Origin of the sequence: Roseivirga seohaensis subsp. aquiponti (genome assembly GCF_001267955.1) — a bacterium.
GTDB lineage: Bacteria > Bacteroidota > Bacteroidia > Cytophagales > Cyclobacteriaceae > Roseivirga > Roseivirga seohaensis.
The window spans coordinates 70,854-88,761 of sequence record NZ_JSVA01000018.1 but is presented as its reverse complement, the minus strand read 5'-3'; the positions used below and the strand labels follow the sequence as shown (position 1 = coordinate 88,761).

The 17,908-nt window shown below is 37.2% G+C and carries 13 protein-coding genes; 3 read left to right on the top strand and 10 right to left on the bottom strand.

From position 1 onward, the window contains the following. Nucleotides 1–16 precede the first annotated feature (16 nt). The 7 genes from OB69_RS15435 to OB69_RS15400 form a co-directional block, all read right to left on the bottom strand. Complete coding sequence (locus tag OB69_RS15435; protein WP_053224649.1) at nucleotides 17–1,504, bottom strand: RagB/SusD family nutrient uptake outer membrane protein; 1,488 nt, start codon at nucleotides 1,502–1,504, stop codon at nucleotides 17–19. Nucleotides 1,505–1,516: 12 nt separating this feature from the next. Further along, the gene (locus OB69_RS15430; protein WP_053224648.1) at nucleotides 1,517–4,594 is read right to left on the bottom strand and encodes a SusC/RagA family TonB-linked outer membrane protein; all 3,078 of its coding nucleotides are present in this window, start codon (nucleotides 4,592–4,594) and stop codon (nucleotides 1,517–1,519) included. A gap of 604 nt (nucleotides 4,595–5,198) precedes the next feature. Then, nucleotides 5,199–5,762: a fibrobacter succinogenes major paralogous domain-containing protein gene (locus OB69_RS15420; protein ID WP_053224646.1), complete on the bottom strand. Its 564-nt coding sequence runs from the start codon at nucleotides 5,760–5,762 to the stop codon at nucleotides 5,199–5,201. 99 nt (nucleotides 5,763–5,861) lie between these two features. Continuing rightward, entirely contained in the window at nucleotides 5,862–6,323 is a 462-nt protein-coding gene (locus tag OB69_RS15415) for a hypothetical protein (protein ID WP_157608605.1), read from the bottom strand. A gap of 223 nt (nucleotides 6,324–6,546) precedes the next feature. Beyond that, a complete protein-coding gene (locus OB69_RS15410) occupies nucleotides 6,547–7,137 on the bottom strand; it encodes a hypothetical protein (protein WP_053224644.1) in 591 nt (196 codons plus the stop codon). Between the two features lie 4 nt (nucleotides 7,138–7,141). Next, nucleotides 7,142–7,507: a hypothetical protein gene (locus OB69_RS15405; protein WP_053224643.1), complete on the bottom strand. Its 366-nt coding sequence runs from the start codon at nucleotides 7,505–7,507 to the stop codon at nucleotides 7,142–7,144. A 10-nt stretch (nucleotides 7,508–7,517) separates the two neighbouring features. Continuing rightward, on the bottom strand, nucleotides 7,518–7,973 hold the full coding sequence (locus OB69_RS15400; protein ID WP_053224642.1) for a hypothetical protein: 456 nt from the start codon (nucleotides 7,971–7,973) through the stop codon (nucleotides 7,518–7,520). Nucleotides 7,974–8,319: 346 nt separating this feature from the next. On the opposite strand from OB69_RS15400, the gene OB69_RS15395 reads away from it, so the two are divergent. Both OB69_RS15395 and OB69_RS15390 read left to right on the top strand, forming a co-directional pair. Then, a complete protein-coding gene (locus OB69_RS15395) occupies nucleotides 8,320–9,291 on the top strand; it encodes a vWA domain-containing protein (RefSeq protein WP_053224641.1) in 972 nt (323 codons plus the stop codon). After that, nucleotides 9,288–10,244 (top strand): hypothetical protein, encoded by a 957-nt coding sequence (locus OB69_RS15390; RefSeq protein ID WP_053224640.1) that lies wholly within the window; start codon nucleotides 9,288–9,290, stop codon nucleotides 10,242–10,244. Before OB69_RS15395 ends, OB69_RS15390 begins: the two co-directional genes overlap by 4 nt. A gap of 4 nt (nucleotides 10,245–10,248) precedes the next feature. Here OB69_RS15390 and OB69_RS15385 read toward each other — a convergent pair whose 3' ends face one another. The 3 genes from OB69_RS15385 to OB69_RS15375 all read right to left on the bottom strand — a co-directional run bounded on the left by OB69_RS15385 (nucleotide 10,249) and on the right by OB69_RS15375 (nucleotide 16,390). Next, nucleotides 10,249–11,034, bottom strand: a complete 786-nt coding sequence (locus OB69_RS15385; protein ID WP_053224639.1) for a histidine kinase — start codon at nucleotides 11,032–11,034, stop codon at nucleotides 10,249–10,251. Nucleotides 11,035–11,196: 162 nt separating this feature from the next. After that, a complete protein-coding gene (locus OB69_RS15380; RefSeq protein ID WP_053224638.1) occupies nucleotides 11,197–11,859 on the bottom strand; it encodes a response regulator transcription factor in 663 nt (220 codons plus the stop codon). Next, on the bottom strand, nucleotides 11,846–16,390 hold the full coding sequence (locus OB69_RS15375) for a PAS domain-containing protein (RefSeq protein ID WP_157608604.1): 4,545 nt from the start codon (nucleotides 16,388–16,390) through the stop codon (nucleotides 11,846–11,848). Before OB69_RS15375 ends, OB69_RS15380 begins: the two co-directional genes overlap by 14 nt. Before the next feature lie 329 nt (nucleotides 16,391–16,719). Here OB69_RS15375 and OB69_RS15370 point away from each other — a divergent pair, with 329 nt between their 5' ends. Continuing rightward, entirely contained in the window at nucleotides 16,720–17,898 is a 1,179-nt protein-coding gene (locus OB69_RS15370; protein WP_053224636.1) for an acetyl-CoA C-acyltransferase, read from the top strand. The last annotated feature ends 10 nt before the right edge of the window (nucleotides 17,899–17,908 follow it).

Sequence of the window (17,908 nt, the reverse complement as noted above, 5' to 3'; positions counted from 1 at the left end):
ATTTTAAAATCTTGGATTATCTCCAACCTCCATTCGATGCATTCACACCATCAGCAGCATCAGGACCACCATAAGTGTAGAACGGACGAGCAGCACCCATTGTCTCCAAAATTTGAGGAGCAACTGGTAAGTGAAGGAAAGTACCATACTGAAGTAAATCTCTCTTTCTCATTTCGTAGAACTGAATACCAATACTTGTTGCCATTAATTCTACGTGCCTTTCATGATGAATAGCATCCTTAATTGCAGCTAAAGTAGGTGCTACTGGAGGTAAATTACCTCTAGTTACACGAGTACCTGCATTAATGATTAGCGCAGCACCTGGTAAATCACCAAGGTTTGCTCTTGCTTCAGCTCTGATCAAATCGTTCTCAGACAATAAGATTTCCGGCATATCACCAAACCATCCAGCAAGAAGATAATCGTATCTGCTAAATCTGTAGTTAGAGAAGTGATAATAACCTCTTTCTACACGGAACGGAACAGAAGACTTGTATTGGAAATCTGTCACTAACCTTTGATCCTCAGGAGTAGTTGACTCTGGCGGGAAAGGGAAGCTCGGATCATCATCCCAATGCTCTGGCTGATCATCATCCATCATATGAATCACTCTCATATCAGTTTGTCCCCAACCTGGGTACACTGAATATACCCAGTGCTCATTAATCCATCTTACGTAACCATCACCTTGAATAATGTAGTCTTCTGTGATACCATTATCCGCATAGTTTTTAGCTCTTGTCCAGTCAGCCGCAGCATCTTCTGCTGCATTTCTTGGGGCATAAGCCACTAAACGAGCTGCAAAAGAGTTGATCAACTTTTTGAAATCATCACTGCTTAAATCCTCTGCAGTATTCATCCATGCTGCAGGAATAGTGAATGAGTTTCCAGATAGTGCAATAGCCTCATCCAGTTTAGTTAAAGCTACATCAAGAACTTCATCATAAGGGTAAAATTCTGCAGCAGCAATCTCTTCTGGAGTACTGTTTTCATCTACAATAAATCCTTTATCATAGTTCAAACCAATATAACCGAGTCCGATACCTTGAATAAACTTAGACCAAGCTCTAACCAAGTTATTATCTTCACCATTAGGCCCAATATCTAAACCACCATCCATTACTTGAAGTACTGTGTTGGCAGTAGAAACAGCTTCATACAGATTAGTAAACATGTAGTTAGAGTTTGAAGCATAGCTATAAGCTGGCTGGTTATCCCAAGCTTTTCTAGGCTCCCATGACTGATCTCTCATACCAAAGTTACCCCAAGAGCAAGTTAAGTTATCCGCAGCGGTTGAAAGCATATGAGATATACCATTTGTCCAGTGCGTTGGAGCATACCATGTAATAAACATACCACCAGCTAGAGTCTTAACATCTGAATCAGACGCCAATACTTTTGCCGTATCTGGGTTGTTTAAGTTCTCGACTTCCAAGTCGTGGCAAGCAACGCCACTGACTAAAAGAAAGGCTAATAAGAATCCTTTATATATTATTTTTTTCATATCAGTTTAGTTTTAGAAATTAAGTGATAGAGACAGAGCATAATTTCTGAAGTTTGGATAAGTACCTGTACCATCCACTGGGTTTCTAATAGAACCAACTTCTGGATCATATCCAGAGTACCCAGAGAAAGTAAACAAGTTACGTCCAATAGCTCTCAAAGAAGCTCCTTTAAAGGCGTCAAACCCTAAAAGATTTTGTAATTGAGTAGCAGAGAAAGTATAACCTAAAGCCACTTCTCTAACTTTTACGAAGCTAGCATCTTCAACCCAGTAAGAGTTATTTGAGTTTACATCGTAAAATCCTTTGTAATACTCAAGTGCTTTTTTCTCAGAATCAGCTTTTCCGAATTGATCCATGATACCATTTCTGTCATCTCTAGTTAACCATTGAGATTTTCTGTTGTATACATCTCCACCTTCTTTGATGTCTAACAACACATATGCAGTGAAGCCTTTATATCTAACAGTATTAGAGAAACCAGCGTAAAAATCAGGATTACCATCACCAATTTTAACGAAAGCATCAAGACCGTTTTCGTCTTTTAACTTAATAGGCGCTTCGCTAGTTGTTCCCTGAGAACCAGCTGGAACTACATAACCTTCGTTGTTCACTTCGTAATCAGAAATACTCTTTCCTTCTGGTAATTGCTGTGACATTTGATCTAAAGACTTAACCCAAGTGTTTCCGTAAATTGAACCGTAAGTTTCACCTTCTTTTACATAGAATAATCCATCCGTTCCGAAAGTATATGGAGCAATTGGAAGCTCAGTTACAGTTTGTCTTGTTCTTGAGAAAACTAAGTTAGCATCCCAAGTTAAGTCTTCGCTTTTAATAATATTAGCACCTAAATTAAGTTCAAATGTGTTTGACTCAATTGAACCTGCATTTTGGTATTGGCTACTAAAACCACCAGCGATCGGAAGTAATCTTACACTTAAGAATTGATCAGAAGTTACTGAATTAGCATAAATAGCTTCTAAAGTAAATCTGTTTAAGAACTCAGCGTTAATAGCTACTTCAGTCTCAGCAGTTCTAGATGGCTTAAGGTTTTTGTTACCCAAAGTTGAAGCAGAAGCAATACCATTACTTACACTGTAAGTTTCATATTGCCAATCAAAACCAGGTCTGATACCAGCAACACCATACGCTCCTCTAATCTTCAATTCTTGAACGTTAGGAATATCTATATCTTCAGTAATTCTGTATCCACCAGAAAGTCTATAGTAGTTATTCCATCTTTCGTTTTCACCAAACAAAGAAGAACCATCAATACGGAACATACCATCAAACAAAATCTTGTCTTTGTAATCCAAAGAACCAATGAAGAAATAGTTAGATGCGATTACTTCTTGCTGATAGTTAGAAGAAGAAATGTTTGCAGTTGGAATAGCTGACAAAGTAGGTAAGTCTCTAATACCGAAGTCAAAACCACTAGTATTTACATTGTGAATTTTACTGTTCTCATATAAGTAAGAGATTTTACCTTTTGCTGTAACATCACCAAACCTTCCATTAAGATTCATAGTAGTTTGTACTTGCTGAACATTTCTTTCAGAAGTGTTTTCACTAAGTGAACCTAAAGAGTAAGTAATACCTAGAGGGTCTGTTCCACCCAAAGTCCAAGTATCATAAGGAGAGTATGATCCTGAGCTGATTTCTCTAAACTCAGTAGAATAGCTAGCTTCAAAGTCAATCCATGGAGCTAAATCAAAATTCAAACGGTAGTTACCAATAATTCTTTTCTCTTCATTTCTATTTTCAGTTTTATAAGTACTGTAAAGAGGGTTAGACTCATTAGACCAATGGTTGTGTCTGTAGTAATAAGGCTGTCCATCAGGATTTGGTAAGAACAAATCATTATCTGGTTCTGCCAAAACAATGTTGAAGAATATACCTCCCCCACCACCTGGGTTATTTTGTGAAGAGTTTGCAATCAAATTTGAAGCTGAAAACTTCAACCAATCGTTAATTTGATGGTCGATATTCAATCTAATGTTTTGACGAGAGAAACCATCTGTATTAGGAATAATACCTGTTTGCGCATTGTTCTCAAACGACATAAAGGCGTTAGTGGTAGAGTTACGAGTAGAAACAGCTACATAGTTTGTGTAGTTAGTTCCTGTTCTAAAGAATGCCTCTTGCTGATCAATGTTTCTTCCAAATGGATTATCCATATAGTGATCTGCATCAAAACTTCTGTTACCAACAATATCAGGGCTAAATCCACCAGCATATCCTGCAGGATAAGTAACTCCATCATATTTAGTAAACTTATCAAAACTAGCATAATCAGGCGCTAATGTAAATGCATGGTGCTCAGCCAGATCGATAGTTCTTTCAAGCTGCTGCCATCCAATTTCATTTCTAACAGTAATATTGGTAGTTCCAATATTTTGATTCTGACCACGCTTAGAAGTAATAATAATTACACCATTACCAGCTCTAGAACCATATAGTGAAGCTGCAGAAGCACCCTTAATCACCTCATAAGACTCTATATCATCTACGTTAAGGTCAGAAAGACCACCTTCAATGATAACTCCATCAATCACCACCATTGGGCCAGACCCTACGTTCAAGTTGTTATCAGCTCTTAACTGAACACTTGCATCGTTACCTGGAGTACCTCCACCTTGAGAAATTCTAACACCCGCAACTTTACCCGCTAGGGCATTACCTGCAGAAGTTGCCGGAGCCAAACTCAAACGCTCTGCGTCAATTTTAGCAACAGTAACCGTTAGTTTCTTTCTAGGAGTACCAGCAGCCACACCCGAAACAACGATTTCTCCCAAATCAGTTGCATCTGGGTTTAATCGAATATCGATTGTTGTCTGTGATCCAATTTGAACTTCTTGAGTAATATATCCCAAGAATCTAAAGACGAGAACTCCATTTGCTGGAGCCGACAGTTGGTATGTACCATCTGGGTTTGTTGCAACACCATTAGTGGTGCCTTTAATTAATACATTAACACCAGGAAGCCCCTGGCCAGTTTCATCAGTTACTTTTCCCTTGATATCGCGATCTTGTGCAATAGCAGACAGGGAGACAAGCACTGACATCATGAAAGTCAGTAATACTCTCTTCATAGTTAGTAGTTTTAGTAAAAAATTATTTTAGTAAATAATTCGATTGAATTACCAAATGTAAAATAAAATACGGTCAAAGAAAACCCTCGCCATATTTTTAAGGCAAAAAAAGACCTATTAAAGTATTTTATTCTTAAAAAGCGATCGTAAATTTCAGAATATGATGGATTTAAAATTGACACAAAAAGCGTCAGTGTGACACATATTTGAATTAATTCAATATCGTGATTGCTTATTATGCTTTTTGACAAAAAAATTAACACTAACACCTATGTCATTTTAATTAATCACTGTACTATTCAAATAAAAAAACATCTACACTCTATATATCAGAGAGTTACAAATCACCATTTTTCTCGATAAAACCGAAAAAATAAACTCATTAAAAGTCCGATTAAATACATCTTTTTTCAGAATAAAATCCTTGGCTTTAAACTCCAAGCCTACCGACAGAACAAAATCGGAACCTATAAACAGAAAAAATAACCAATTATATAGAAGCCACCCCCTACAACAGTCGAGCATAGAAAGTCGGGTTTTCGCATAAAAAAAGGGCTTCCCGTCTGGAAGCCCCTTTAACCAAAACATTTGTGTGTGTACTCAATTAATCTTTCACATATCGAACTGCCATTTTAGCGATTGACGATATTTTACCGTGCTTATAACTTAACTCTCTATTAGGGATAGAGATATAATTACCAATTTCATTGTCAGAAGACTTTGTCCAAAAGAAACCCACTTGGTTTACGCCTATTTTCCCCATTAAAGGATCGTGATATCCTTCAGATTCAAATTTGAACAAGTAATAGTCATCAGGAATAACTCGATTAGGATCTGACGAAAAGCCAGTTTTTTCTAGAAGTTTATTCCACTCTTCTATAGTTGGGATTCTCCAGCCTTCTGGAGCAGCTATTTCAGCCTCCTTGTAAGACATTTGCTTAGAATTCCCCATAAAGTTAGCCGTCATCCAAACCACACCTTCAAACTCTTGCGTGGAGTAAGTCATACCATTCCTCCAATCCACCCAATCATCACCAGCTGTCCAATTATTATTCACTTCTGGACTCAGCATCACAAATTCTTCCGGAGAATTAAAGAAACCTTTTATAGGTAATGTCATCAGCGGGGTGATGAATGCTAGCGCGAAAAGTATCTGACGTATTTTCATATTCTTTATTTAAATCAAAGTTGACGAATAATTAACCTCTGTTAGTTGCAGTAATCCGTATTATATATTTTAGGTAATTCTTTAAGAGACATCGGTATTTTACCTAGTAAGGTTCAGCTTCCATTTTAAGCCTAAATCAAAACTTGCAAAACCATCTACCTTTCCTATACCTGCATTGAGTGACAAATTCTCTTTCATTTCAAAAGAACCTTCAATGGTAGGCTGAATTGCTAAAAAGCGACCATCATACAAACCAACCTTGAGACTAGGGAGCAATGTGAATTTAGATTTAGGATTTAAAGCATATTGAAAATATGTACCAGAAAACGTTTTTTGCCCTTTCTCTGAATTGTCGAAATTTTCTAATCTAGTATAACCGGCTTTAATCCGTGATTTATAATCCACTCCTAATCTAATGCCATATTTCCATCCATAAACTGTTCGATTGGCAGAAGGAGATATTTCTAAAGTATAATTGGGAGTCCTTGCTCTTTTATAAAGAGATTGAGATGAGGCTTCTAAACATATTAAGCTCAACATTAAAATGATTACTGTTTTCATGGTTTTGGTTGTTGTCATTCTGTAGCATAAAAGTACCTCACAACCAAATAGATAAGATATGAGAAAAACGAATTATAATATTTAGGTTTAACCCCAAAGCTTATAGGTATTTTCCTTAAATCATCTTCCTTCAAGCTAACTTCAAAAAAAAATGGAGGCCAATCCTAGATCGACCTCCTTCAGAACAACTAACCAATGAGCCATGAACGCTCACCGATAATCTTTATTGGTTCAATATTTCTTTGATATACACTGATATATCATGTGGTGCTGTTTCATCTCCTCCAAAGTATGGGTAGAGCTTATAATATAGACCCGTATCGCAATTTGCTCCACGATCAACCTCCTGCTCTATTTCTCCATTTAATAGTAAATAGAACTTATCGTCTACAATTTGAATCTGATAGTATGCTGTTTCATCAATAGCTACATCACCCATGTGATGGTAACTCACAACCCCACTCGTGTAGGCATATGAAAATATTTCAACCAAGTCTTTTTCTACACTATACCTCCAGCCAAATCTTACACTGTTTTCATGATGCAAACTGTTGCAATCAGAAAAACCCATTAGCTTGTTTATATCTTCTTGGTTCTTATTTCCTAAATCGTACCGTACGGTTTCATCAAACCTTGCTGTAAAAGCCAACATATCTGACTTTAAAGTTCCCAGTTTTTCACCTGGTAAACCACCTATCTTTTTACTGGTGTGCTGCCCCTTTTGCATAAGGTACTCTACCTCATGCTGTTCATAAATATCTAAGCACGAACTCAAACCAAAGAGCAATAGTATAAATGCTAATACTTTTTTCATCTTACTAAACTTTGGGTTTAACACAAGCCAGTACCTCACGTAAAAAACCATTTAGTGGGTTCCGATTTACGGAGAGCGAACCATCGCCCTTAAGTTTAGTTCTAATCACATTATGCTCTTCAGAAGAACGTTTCATTTGTTTTAGATAAAACCCTTCTTCAGTATTTGCATTCACAGTACTTTTTTTCGACTGCTCATTTGAATTACTTACCACATTCATTCGAGGGGGTAAGTCAAAGATCAGTCTATACCCTTCTCTACCATCAGTGGTCTGTGAGCGCTTTTCACTCATGTTACTTTCTCCTGCTCTGTTTATTCCATTAACCCCTAAAAGGTCTGACTGGAAATATAATCTGTTGTGCTGTCCCATGATTTCATTATTAATACATGTTCCAGATAAACTTCAAACCAAAGCCCTTCTTATCACCAGCACCATATTCTAAACCTAGCTTCCAAGCATCACTTAGGTCAAGTCTTACTTCGGCAGCTATAAATACCTTTTGTAATTCTGTATTATATGTTGCCAATCTTACAGAAGGTCCTACTTGCATATACTCTCCTACCGGCAGCATTACACTACTTTGAATTCCAGCGAAACGATCGTCCATGTATCGTTCACCAAAGTCATAATCTCGAGTGTGGAAATAACTTAAGTTGAAAACTTCTTTAAAATTGATACCAATTTGATACCCGAATAAATCACCTCCATAATTAAAGTAAGTGGGAGCCACTTGAAAGGTGAAAGGCTTTTCATATTTTGCCTTGTAATAATGAGTTTGAGAAAAAACTACGTTGCTAACTAATAGCAGGATTGCGATGATCATTAACTTTTTCATGACATTTAGATTTAATTGTTCTGTATTCCAAAGGTCATTGATTGGTCGGCCGATCTTATGGGCTTGTTCCCTAATATGAAAAATGTTGATTACGCTTAATAGAATGGGAGATTTGACTAATCATTATCATTAGGCAATATGTGGTAAATCCATATAGTTTTTAACCTATCAAGTGTTAGAATTTCACCTACTCGATTCTAGTAGTTATAGCAACTTAGTAATTCACCTAAAAAGTGTTTAAGCACTGATTTAACAATCTTTAACAGCGATTTTTTAGAAAGCGCTTTATAAACGGTTAACCTAGACGTTAAAGGATTGCTATCTTTGTCGATTAGCTAAAAAACACATGACTTGGTTTAAATCTATAGGAACAACAGAAGCCATATTTATAGGGCTTTTTATTGCTGCCTATTTTGCATATATCTTCCGGTTAGCCACAATTGCCAAAAGACTGCAAACCAGTTTTAGGCCTCTGTTGCTCAAAGTATTAATACGTACATTAGCATTCGCGCTCATCATCTTCTCACTAATGGGGCCATCTTTTGGAGAAACCACTAAAGAAGTTAAATCAGAAGGTAAAGACATTTACATTGCTGTGGACTTGTCTCAATCTATGAACGCGGAAGATGTTGAGCCATCTAGATTATCGAAAATCAAATACGAGCTCAACAATATTGTTCAAGCCTTTAGCTCAGATAGAATCGGCTTAATTATATTCTCTTCCGAAGCATTTATTCAATGCCCGCTCACTTACGATCAAAGCGCTATTAATTTATTTATCAGCACTCTCAAAACTGATTTAGTACCCAATGCCGGAACTGACTTTAGCGCCCCCTTAAATATTGCGATGGAAAAACTTGAATTGGCAGCCGAGGGACCAATAACCCAACAGAAATCAAAAATTATTCTGATGATTAGCGATGGAGAAGATTTTGGGGATGAAACCGACAAAGCAGCCAAGAAAGTAGTAAACACAGGAGTTAAGCTTTTTACACTTGGGGTAGGCACAGAAAAGGGAGCCAAAATTCCTGAAGGACGCTCTTTCAAACGAGACAGAAACGGGCAAGAGGTAATAACAAAGCTCAACTCTGAATCGTTAAGGAAGTTGGCCGCAGATACAGGTGGAAATTATTTTGAGATTAACGAAGATCAAAATGACGTTAAACGACTGATTAGAGCCATTAATGAAGTAGAAGGCGAAGTACGCGACACTCGCCAGATCGATGCTTCTGCCAATAAATTCTATTATTTTCTAGGTGCAGCCATTTTACTGCTCATTTTAGATGCATTAATTAGAAGAAAGACATTACGACTATGAAATATTTAATTACGCTCATTTTAGTATTTACTAGCATAACCGACCCCGTAACCAAAATTGCTAAGTCTAATGCCCTAAAGAAGGATGCGAAAGCTTTCTATGACGAGAAGAATTATGAACAAGCCATAACCAGCTATGCAAGACTACTGGATTCTATGCTGGTTGAGGATGAAGATGCCAGACTAAACATGGCTAATGCCGCCTATCTTTTAGCCTATGGCGACAAAGAGCTTTTGGGTGTTTTAAACGAAGCCTCAGAAAATCCAGACGAGCTTGACGAAAGCAAGGTAGAAATGGCAAGTGAAGGATTAAAGTACGCTAGCATTGCAAGCAATAATTATGACGAACTATCAGCCAACGCTCAAAACAAAGTAATTGCCTCTAGTGCATTTAATCAAAAGGGAATTATTGCTTATAAAAGAAGTGAAGCCGCTAAAGCCGAAGAAAAGAAATCTCTTACCGATCAAGCCTTAAATGATTTCAAAAATTCACTCCGAAAAAACCCTGAAAACGAATCTGCCAGATACAATTATGAGCTTCTGAAAAAACTAATCAGAGAACAAGAACAACAAGAGCAGAATAACGAAGAAAACAAAGATCAAGAGGAGAAAAAGGATCAGGAAAAGAAAGATCAAGAACAAGAAAAGAAGGATCAGGAAGAAAAAAACGACCAAGAAAAGAAAGATCAGGAGAAAAACGAACAAGAAAAGAAAGACCAAGAACAAGAGAAGAAGGATCAGCAACAAAACGATGAAGAGCAAGATCCTAATGAAGAAAAACCCCAAGAAAAAGACCCTCTTGAGAAATTAAAAGAAAAGCTTGAAGAGATGAATATGAGTCCGGAAAAGGCTCAGATGATTTTAGAGGCAATGAAGAACAATGAAATTCAGTATGTTCAGCAAAACAAAAGAAAAGCCACTAAGAAAAAGGACTCAAGCAAACCAGATTGGTAAACACTTAGGCAGCGGCATCTGGATTAGCACTGTCAGACTTTTGTTGAACCATACTTTGAGCCAGAGGCATAGCAATCATAAAAGTAACGCGATTATTTTGTTTTGACGCCACAATGTTGCAGTCGGCTAAATTGAAGAGTTTCTTTATTAAATAGAGTCGAAGTGAAAGCATGCTTGCTCTTTCGTTGTCATCAAAATTAACGCGATACGAAAAGAACGATTCCCATTCCGAAAAGTCCTTTCTTTCATGGAAGGCCATAGTAATGTTTACATTTACAAAGTCGCTATCCAACTTAACAATAAGTTCTGGTTTCTCTCCGCTAGAGAAATCCCTCATCAAATTAATTAGTCTTTCAAATGCCGAAACTGTTTTTTCAAAATCTGTATAGACATATACACCTTTAAGGTAGTCTTCAATCCTATGTTGCCTACATGCTGAATATTCTTCAAAACAAACACTTAACTGATCCTCTAAATCTAAAACTTTATATTCCAGTTTAGACTTTTCAAGAATCCCTTGTTCTATCCTCAAGAGTAAAAGTAGGTCTTCTAATATATTCTCAACATTATTTGCTTGATTTAGTATTTTACGAACCCTCCCCCTCATGGCTCCTTCATTCGAACCACAACCTACGGCCATTCTATTAATAAGTTCTGTATTAAGCTTTATTACAGAAATTGGCCCAGTAAAATTACGGCTCAAAATATTTGAAAGATCAAAATTGAATGGCTGAAACTGTGTAGTTGAAAAGGAAAGGCCGTCATTCGCCTTCTGATTCTTATTGTCCATGCTTTAGGTGAATGTGCAGATCACGATCTCTTTTATTAAATAGATCAATCTCTGCGGTTGTTCTTAGCTATAAATTTAATCAAGAGCCAGAGTAAAAAGCATGAATTGATTACCTACAAAAAAGAAATCCAAATTTCACCTAAAACATAGGTAAGTCACCTATTAAATGTCATCAAAAAGCCTTTTCTCTAATGCAAAAACAGCTAACCCAGCCATATTTTTAGCTCCGGTTTTTTCAAGAAGATTCCGTTTGTGCGCATCTACAGTACGAACAGAAATAAATAACTCATCTGCAATTTCCTGATTGGAATACTCTTTAACAATTAGATGAAGCACCTCTCTTTCTCGCTTAGTCAAAGGAATATCAACAGCCATTCTAGAACCCCTGGTTTTATCACCTCTAAGGTTATTCATAATTATGGTAGTTACCTCTTGTGAGTAATAAGTATTGCCCGCAGCTACTTCTGTGATTGCCCGCTTTATCTCTTCCTCCCCACTGCTCTTCAATATATAGCCCTGAATGCCATAATTGAGCATTTTCTTTATGTGTTGGGTTTCGCTTAACATTGTAAGTGCCAATATCTTAAATTCAATAGTTGCCCCTTGAATTAAATTTTTCACCAACTCTATTCCATCCATTGAGGGCATTACTATATCAGTAACAAGCACATCGAAATTGCCATTCTTGCTAATCATAGATAAAGCTTCTTGCCCATTATTGGCTTCGCCAACAATCTCGAACCTCTCATCCTCGTCTAGGTAAAATTTAATGCCATCACGAATCATTTTATGGTCGTCAACGAGAAATATTTTAATCGTTTTCATATGCTATTTTTGAGTTATCCAATGGTACATTTAGAATTAATGAGGTTCCTTTTCCTGGGAAAGAGTCAAGAATAAATTCACCTGAAAGAGCACTAGCTCTATTTTTCATACTTGCTAAGCCAAAGCCTGAAGAATTGAAATTTATATTATCCATGTCGAAACCCTGCCCATCGTCTTCAATTATTAGTTGAATGCTTTCGGAAAGTTTAAGCAGTTGTATTGAAACACTCTCCGCTTGAGCATGCTTAATAATATTAGTTATTGACTCTTGGATAATTTTATAGAAGCTAGTTTCAGTACTAACATTAAGTCGTTCTTCCTCTAAGTTAGTAATGAATTCGAAATTCACCGAAGAAGTAGCATTCAATTCATCTACTAAGTCTTTAACAACTTCTGTTAATCCAAAATCTTCGATAGCTTTCGGCATTAATCTATGGGCAATTTCGCGGGTTTGATCTAGCGACTTTCTTAGGTTTTGCCAGCCACGTTCGTATCGTTCCAACACCTTTGGGCTTAAGAGGTGTTTTTCTTTTTTAACAAACTCTAAGTTGAGCGAAGCAATAGTTAAAGTTTGTTGTAAACTGTCATGAATCTCGCGAGAAATACGGCTACGCTCATGATCTGCGGCATCTAAAATGGCGGCCAATACTTTTTCTTCTGACCTTATTCTGTCTGTAATATCAAAAACAGAAGCTTCGATAGATAACGGAACTCCATTTTGGTCAAAAATACCATGCCCGAATTCCGAAAGCCACTTTATTTTTCCTTCTCTATCAAGAATTCGGTAACTCAGTCTATAGGGCTGCTTATTGCTTATTGCTGCATTGAGGCTAGATTCTACAAACCTTTTATCGTCTGGATGAATTTGTTTTTGATATTGTAAAGGATCTATTTTTATCAGCTCATCGGCAGTAAACCCGGTTAACTCAAGACAATACGCATTTACATAGACGAATTCTTTGGATGGATATTTAGCGCTATACACTAGCCCTGGTATGTCTTCGACTAACGACTGATATTGCGCATATGATTTTTCAAGGTCAAGCGTGAGCTTTCTTTCCTTGGTCACATCCATTAGAGTACAGACATGTCTTTTCGGGAGTCCGCTTTTATCGAATTCTACATTTTTACCTAAGGCCCTCATCCACTTTACATCACCCATATTGGTCACAAGCCTCACCAAAACATCTACCTCATTAATCTTTCCTGATTTAAGCTTTGCAGCCAAATCACAAACTAATTTAACATCCTCTGTAAAAACACTTTTTCTCACATAATCTGTGACATCATTCTCAAAGTCATATTTCGATCTTCCTATCAGTTCGTAGTAATTTTCATTCCATTCCAGTAAATCGTTCTTAATATCCCAGTCCAGAATTATTTGTTTAGTACCAGAAATAGCCAAATTTAAAACCCTTTGACTTTCCATAAGCTGTTCTTGAGCAATGCGGGTGGCAGTTACGTTCATTGTTAAGCCTATCACTCTTAGCCTGCCGTTTGTGTCAACAAAAGTTTTACCTTTTGATCTAAGCCAACGCAATTCGTTGTTCTGAGTAAGCACTCTATACTCAAGTTCGTAATGTCTGAGTTTTCCTACTTTAAGTTTACTAAAAAGCATTCGTACTTTCTCACTATCGTCAGGATGAAGCACAGAATCCATAAATTGATCTTTGGAAGGATCGTATCTATCTTTTTCCTGACCTATAATTTCTAAATAATTATCACTTACACTTACAGTATTGGTTTCCAAGTCCCAGTCCATCAAAGCCATATTGGCTCCATCAAATGCAAGTTTTAATCTCTCTTCATTTTCTAACAATTCTTGGTCTTTGAGGTAGGAATCTGTAATATCTAAATTAAGCCCAATTATCTTATCCCCCTCTTCTTCGTTGATTCGGAAAATTTTGGCTGTTGATCTTACTCTCTTTATTTTTCCAGACTTAGTCTTAATCTCATATTCAACATCAAACACCCCTCTATTTTTTACTAAAGAGCCTAAATTCAGGGTAAGTAATTCCTTATAGGCTGGCTGAACATATTCGAGCCAATCAGAAATTTTAATTTGGTTATCCTTCGGAAGTTTTCTTTCATGAATTGAAGCCATCCCTTTATCCCAAACTAGGTAGTCTGAAACCATATCCCATTCCCAAACACCAGTTTTTGCCGTAGTAGCAGCTAACTCATACTTAAGGTTTGCATTTACAATCGCCTTTTCTTTCTCTTTGTATTCGGTAAAGTCTATATGGGTGCCATAGATTATAAGCGGCTTACCATCTTTATCTCTTTCTATAATTTTGCCTCGGTCTAATACCCAGCGCCATTTATCGTCTTTTCCTTTAACCCGAATTAATAATTCAAACTCTCCGCTAGTATTCACTGCCTCTCCGTATAAACCAGTATTGATTCTTTCTAAGTCGTCTGGATGGACACGTTCGTCAAAAAAGGCTTGTTCGTGAACAATCTCATCGAAATCATACCCCAGCATTTCTGCATAGTATTCATTGAATCGGGTCTTGCCAGTTTTCAGGTTCAATTCCCATGTTCCAATTCTGGCAGATTCGATGGCCAGCATCATTTTTTGCTTGCTATCCAACAATTCCTTTTCTGCTTTAACTCTGCCAGTAACATCTCTAAAAACAGCAAAAATAAAAACATCCCCATCTATCATAATTCTACTTAGGTTTACCTCGCAGAAAATGATCTTACTATTGCTCTTCTTTACATCCCAGAAAAAATTTGCCTGACCGTTTTTCAAGACGTTCTCAATTTGTTCAGCGACAAATTCTTCAGAAAGGCGTCCATTGGTTTGATATTCTGGAGTAAACCTCCAAAGTTTTTCATTTTTAAGCTGCTCTTCTGCTATACCAAAAATTGCTTTGACATTGGTATTACAATCTAGGCAGAAACCATCTTTTAAGATGACCATTGCATCATTACTCTGTTCAAAAATGGTCCTGAACTTCTGTTCATTTTCTTTTAAGTTCGCCTGAATTAGATACTGATCATGAACATCTGTTGAGATACCGATAAGAGAGGTGATATTCCCCGATTCATCTAACATGGGAGATACAGAAACCATAAACCACCTATAAATTCCTGTTGAGTTTTTAATTCGTACTTGTTCAGAAAAAGTAGTCTTATTTCGATTTGTTTCCTTCCATTTTGTCTTTATCAAAAGAATATCATCAGGGTGAACAAAATCCAACCACTTAGCACCGAAAAACGAATGATCGTGAATTCCAAAGTAAGACCTCCCTCTACTATTTAGATATGTCAAGCTACCCTGAGCATCAACGAGCCAAAGAATATGAGGTAGTGCTTCTGACTGAAACCTGTATTTTTCTTCACTCTCCTTTAGTGCCAAATTAGAGAGCATCTCGCTTGTTACATCTCTAAGCATTCCCGTCAAATCTTCTCCGTTCCGCTCCAATTCGCAGTACAAATGCTTAACCCCACCTTCAATATTCATTCTAAAATTGAAGCTAGCTCTTTCTCCAGATTTTAAGTCGAGGGTCAACTGAATAACACACCTATCTTCTTTGATTATTTTATGGAAGAAACGCAGTGAAGGCCCTTCTGAAACAGGCATGCCTAAGAGATTATAAATATTGTCGGACCATACAATTTTATTTGTTTTGAGGTTCATTTTAAAAGAACCTATTCCTCCAATCTTCTCCGTTCGTGACAAAAGCTCTTTGGTATTCATCAAATCGAGCTCCTTTATTTTACGATCATGTATATATTCTTCAATACCAATGTTTTCTGTATAAAACAAAAAGGCCTCTGTTTTACCATCATCGTTTATTACAGGCGACACCGTAATCTGAATATCGAAGAACATACCGCTTTTACGCTGAGAGGTATATTTACCTTTCCATTGTTTACCCTTGTTTAACTGCTGCTTGATTTCTTCGACAACCTCAGGTTCTATAAAATTAGAATCAAAAAGAGTAACCAATTTACCTAATGATTCTTCTCGTTTAAACCCAGTAAAACTCTCATGAACATCGTTTACGTAAAGTGTAATTCCTTCAGTATCGGTGATTACTATAGCATTGGAAGATTTATTAATAGCAGCGTATAGACTATTTAATTCTTGTTGATTTTCTCTCTCTTCAGTAATGCTTTTGATACTCGAAAGCAAGTATTGACTACTGCCAATATTAATAATTTGTATTGCCTCGGATGCCTCTATAACCGACCCTGAATTTGTAATGAACTCATACTCTACCGACTCGACACGTTCGCCCTCAAATGCCCTCTGATGATTCTTTTCAAAAGACTTCTTGAATTTTGGCTCAACAAAATCTACCAGTTTTCTTCCTTCTATTTGTTCTAATGAATAACCTATTAGCTTTTTAAATTGATTATTCGCCACCAATAGATTCCCTGCTTCACTTGTCAATGTAACGCCATCATTATTCGTCTCTAATAGTGAGTCAATCAACGCTCTATTACCTGCAATTGCATCAAAGAGTTGCTCCCTCTCATAGCGCCAATGGTCGCTTCCATCTACTTTCTTACCTTTCATTACTGCAATTTCCTTATGGCTCAATTAATTACTTCCCACCCTAATAAGACTGAAAAGGGGATTTATCCACTTATTGAAAAACACCTAAAAGAGTGACCTAGGTGGAACCATCAAATATGATTGAATTCGTTTTTATTAAATTAGGTAAAACACCTAGTCATTAATTTAAGAGTTTATGCCAACATTTCATCATAATAACCAAACAAATTATTCGCTCAAGCTCTTCACCTCGCTGAGATCACTACTTTATCATCAGGCTTTTCCTTTCCTATTTGGCTCAGTATTTCTTACATTTGCTAACACTCGTTAGGTAAATTAAATAATTCAATATGAATGAAGTTTATATAGTATCAGCAGCCAGAACTCCAATAGGAAGTTTTGGAGGTAAATTAGCAGGCTTTTCTGCCACACAGCTAGGATCGTTTGCCATTAAAGGCGCCTTAGAAAAAGCTGGCTTAGACCCTAAGCATGTACAAGAGGTTTTTATGGGCAATGTAATTTCAGCGGGCTTAGGTCAAGCTCCAGCTAGGCAAGCTGCAATAGGTGCTGGACTCAGCAATGAAGTACCTTGCACTACCATCAACAAAGTATGCGCCTCTGGAATGAAGGCCGCAATGTTTGCAGCCCAGTCGATTATGGTTGGTGCTCAGGATGTAATTGTAGCAGGAGGAATGGAAAGCATGAGCAATGTTCCTTATTATATTCCAAAGGCGCGTTTCGGCTACAAATATGGTAATGGAGAATTGACTGATGGCCTGTTGCACGATGGTCTTTGGGAGGTGTACAATCAATTTCCAATGGGAAACTGTGCTGACAATACCGCTAAAGAAATGGGAATTACCAGAGAGCAACAAGATGAATTCGCAATCAATTCTTATAAAAAAGTAGCCGCTTCAACTGCTGCAGGACATTTCAAAAACGAAATTATTCCAGTTGCAATTCCGCAAAGAAAAGGTGATCCAATAATTATGGATGAGGATGAAGAATTTCATAATGTAATGTTCGAAAAAATCCCTTCTTTGAGACCTGTTTTTAGTAAAGAAGGAACTGTTACAGCTGCCAACGCATCTACGATTAATGATGGTGCATCGGCAATGGTATTGATGAGCAAGAAAAAAGCAGACGAATTGGGCATTAAGCCAATCGCTAGAATTATAGGGTTTGCAGACGCTGCTCAAGATCCACTGTGGTTTACAACAGCCCCTTCAAAGGCCATCCCTAAAGCAATGGCAATGGCTGGCGTAGATAAATCGCAAGTAGATTATTATGAAATCAATGAGGCATTCTCGGCTGTAGCTTTAGCCAACAACATTGAACTCGGCTTAGACCCTGAAAAGGTAAACGTATTCGGTGGTGCCGTAGCCATGGGACATCCGCTAGGTGCTTCAGGATGTAGAATTGTAACTACACTAACTTCTGTGCTACACCAAAAAGGAGGCAGCATTGGAGTTGCTGGCATTTGTAATGGTGGCGGTGGCGCTTCAGCCATGGTTATTGAAAAATTATAATATCAATTAT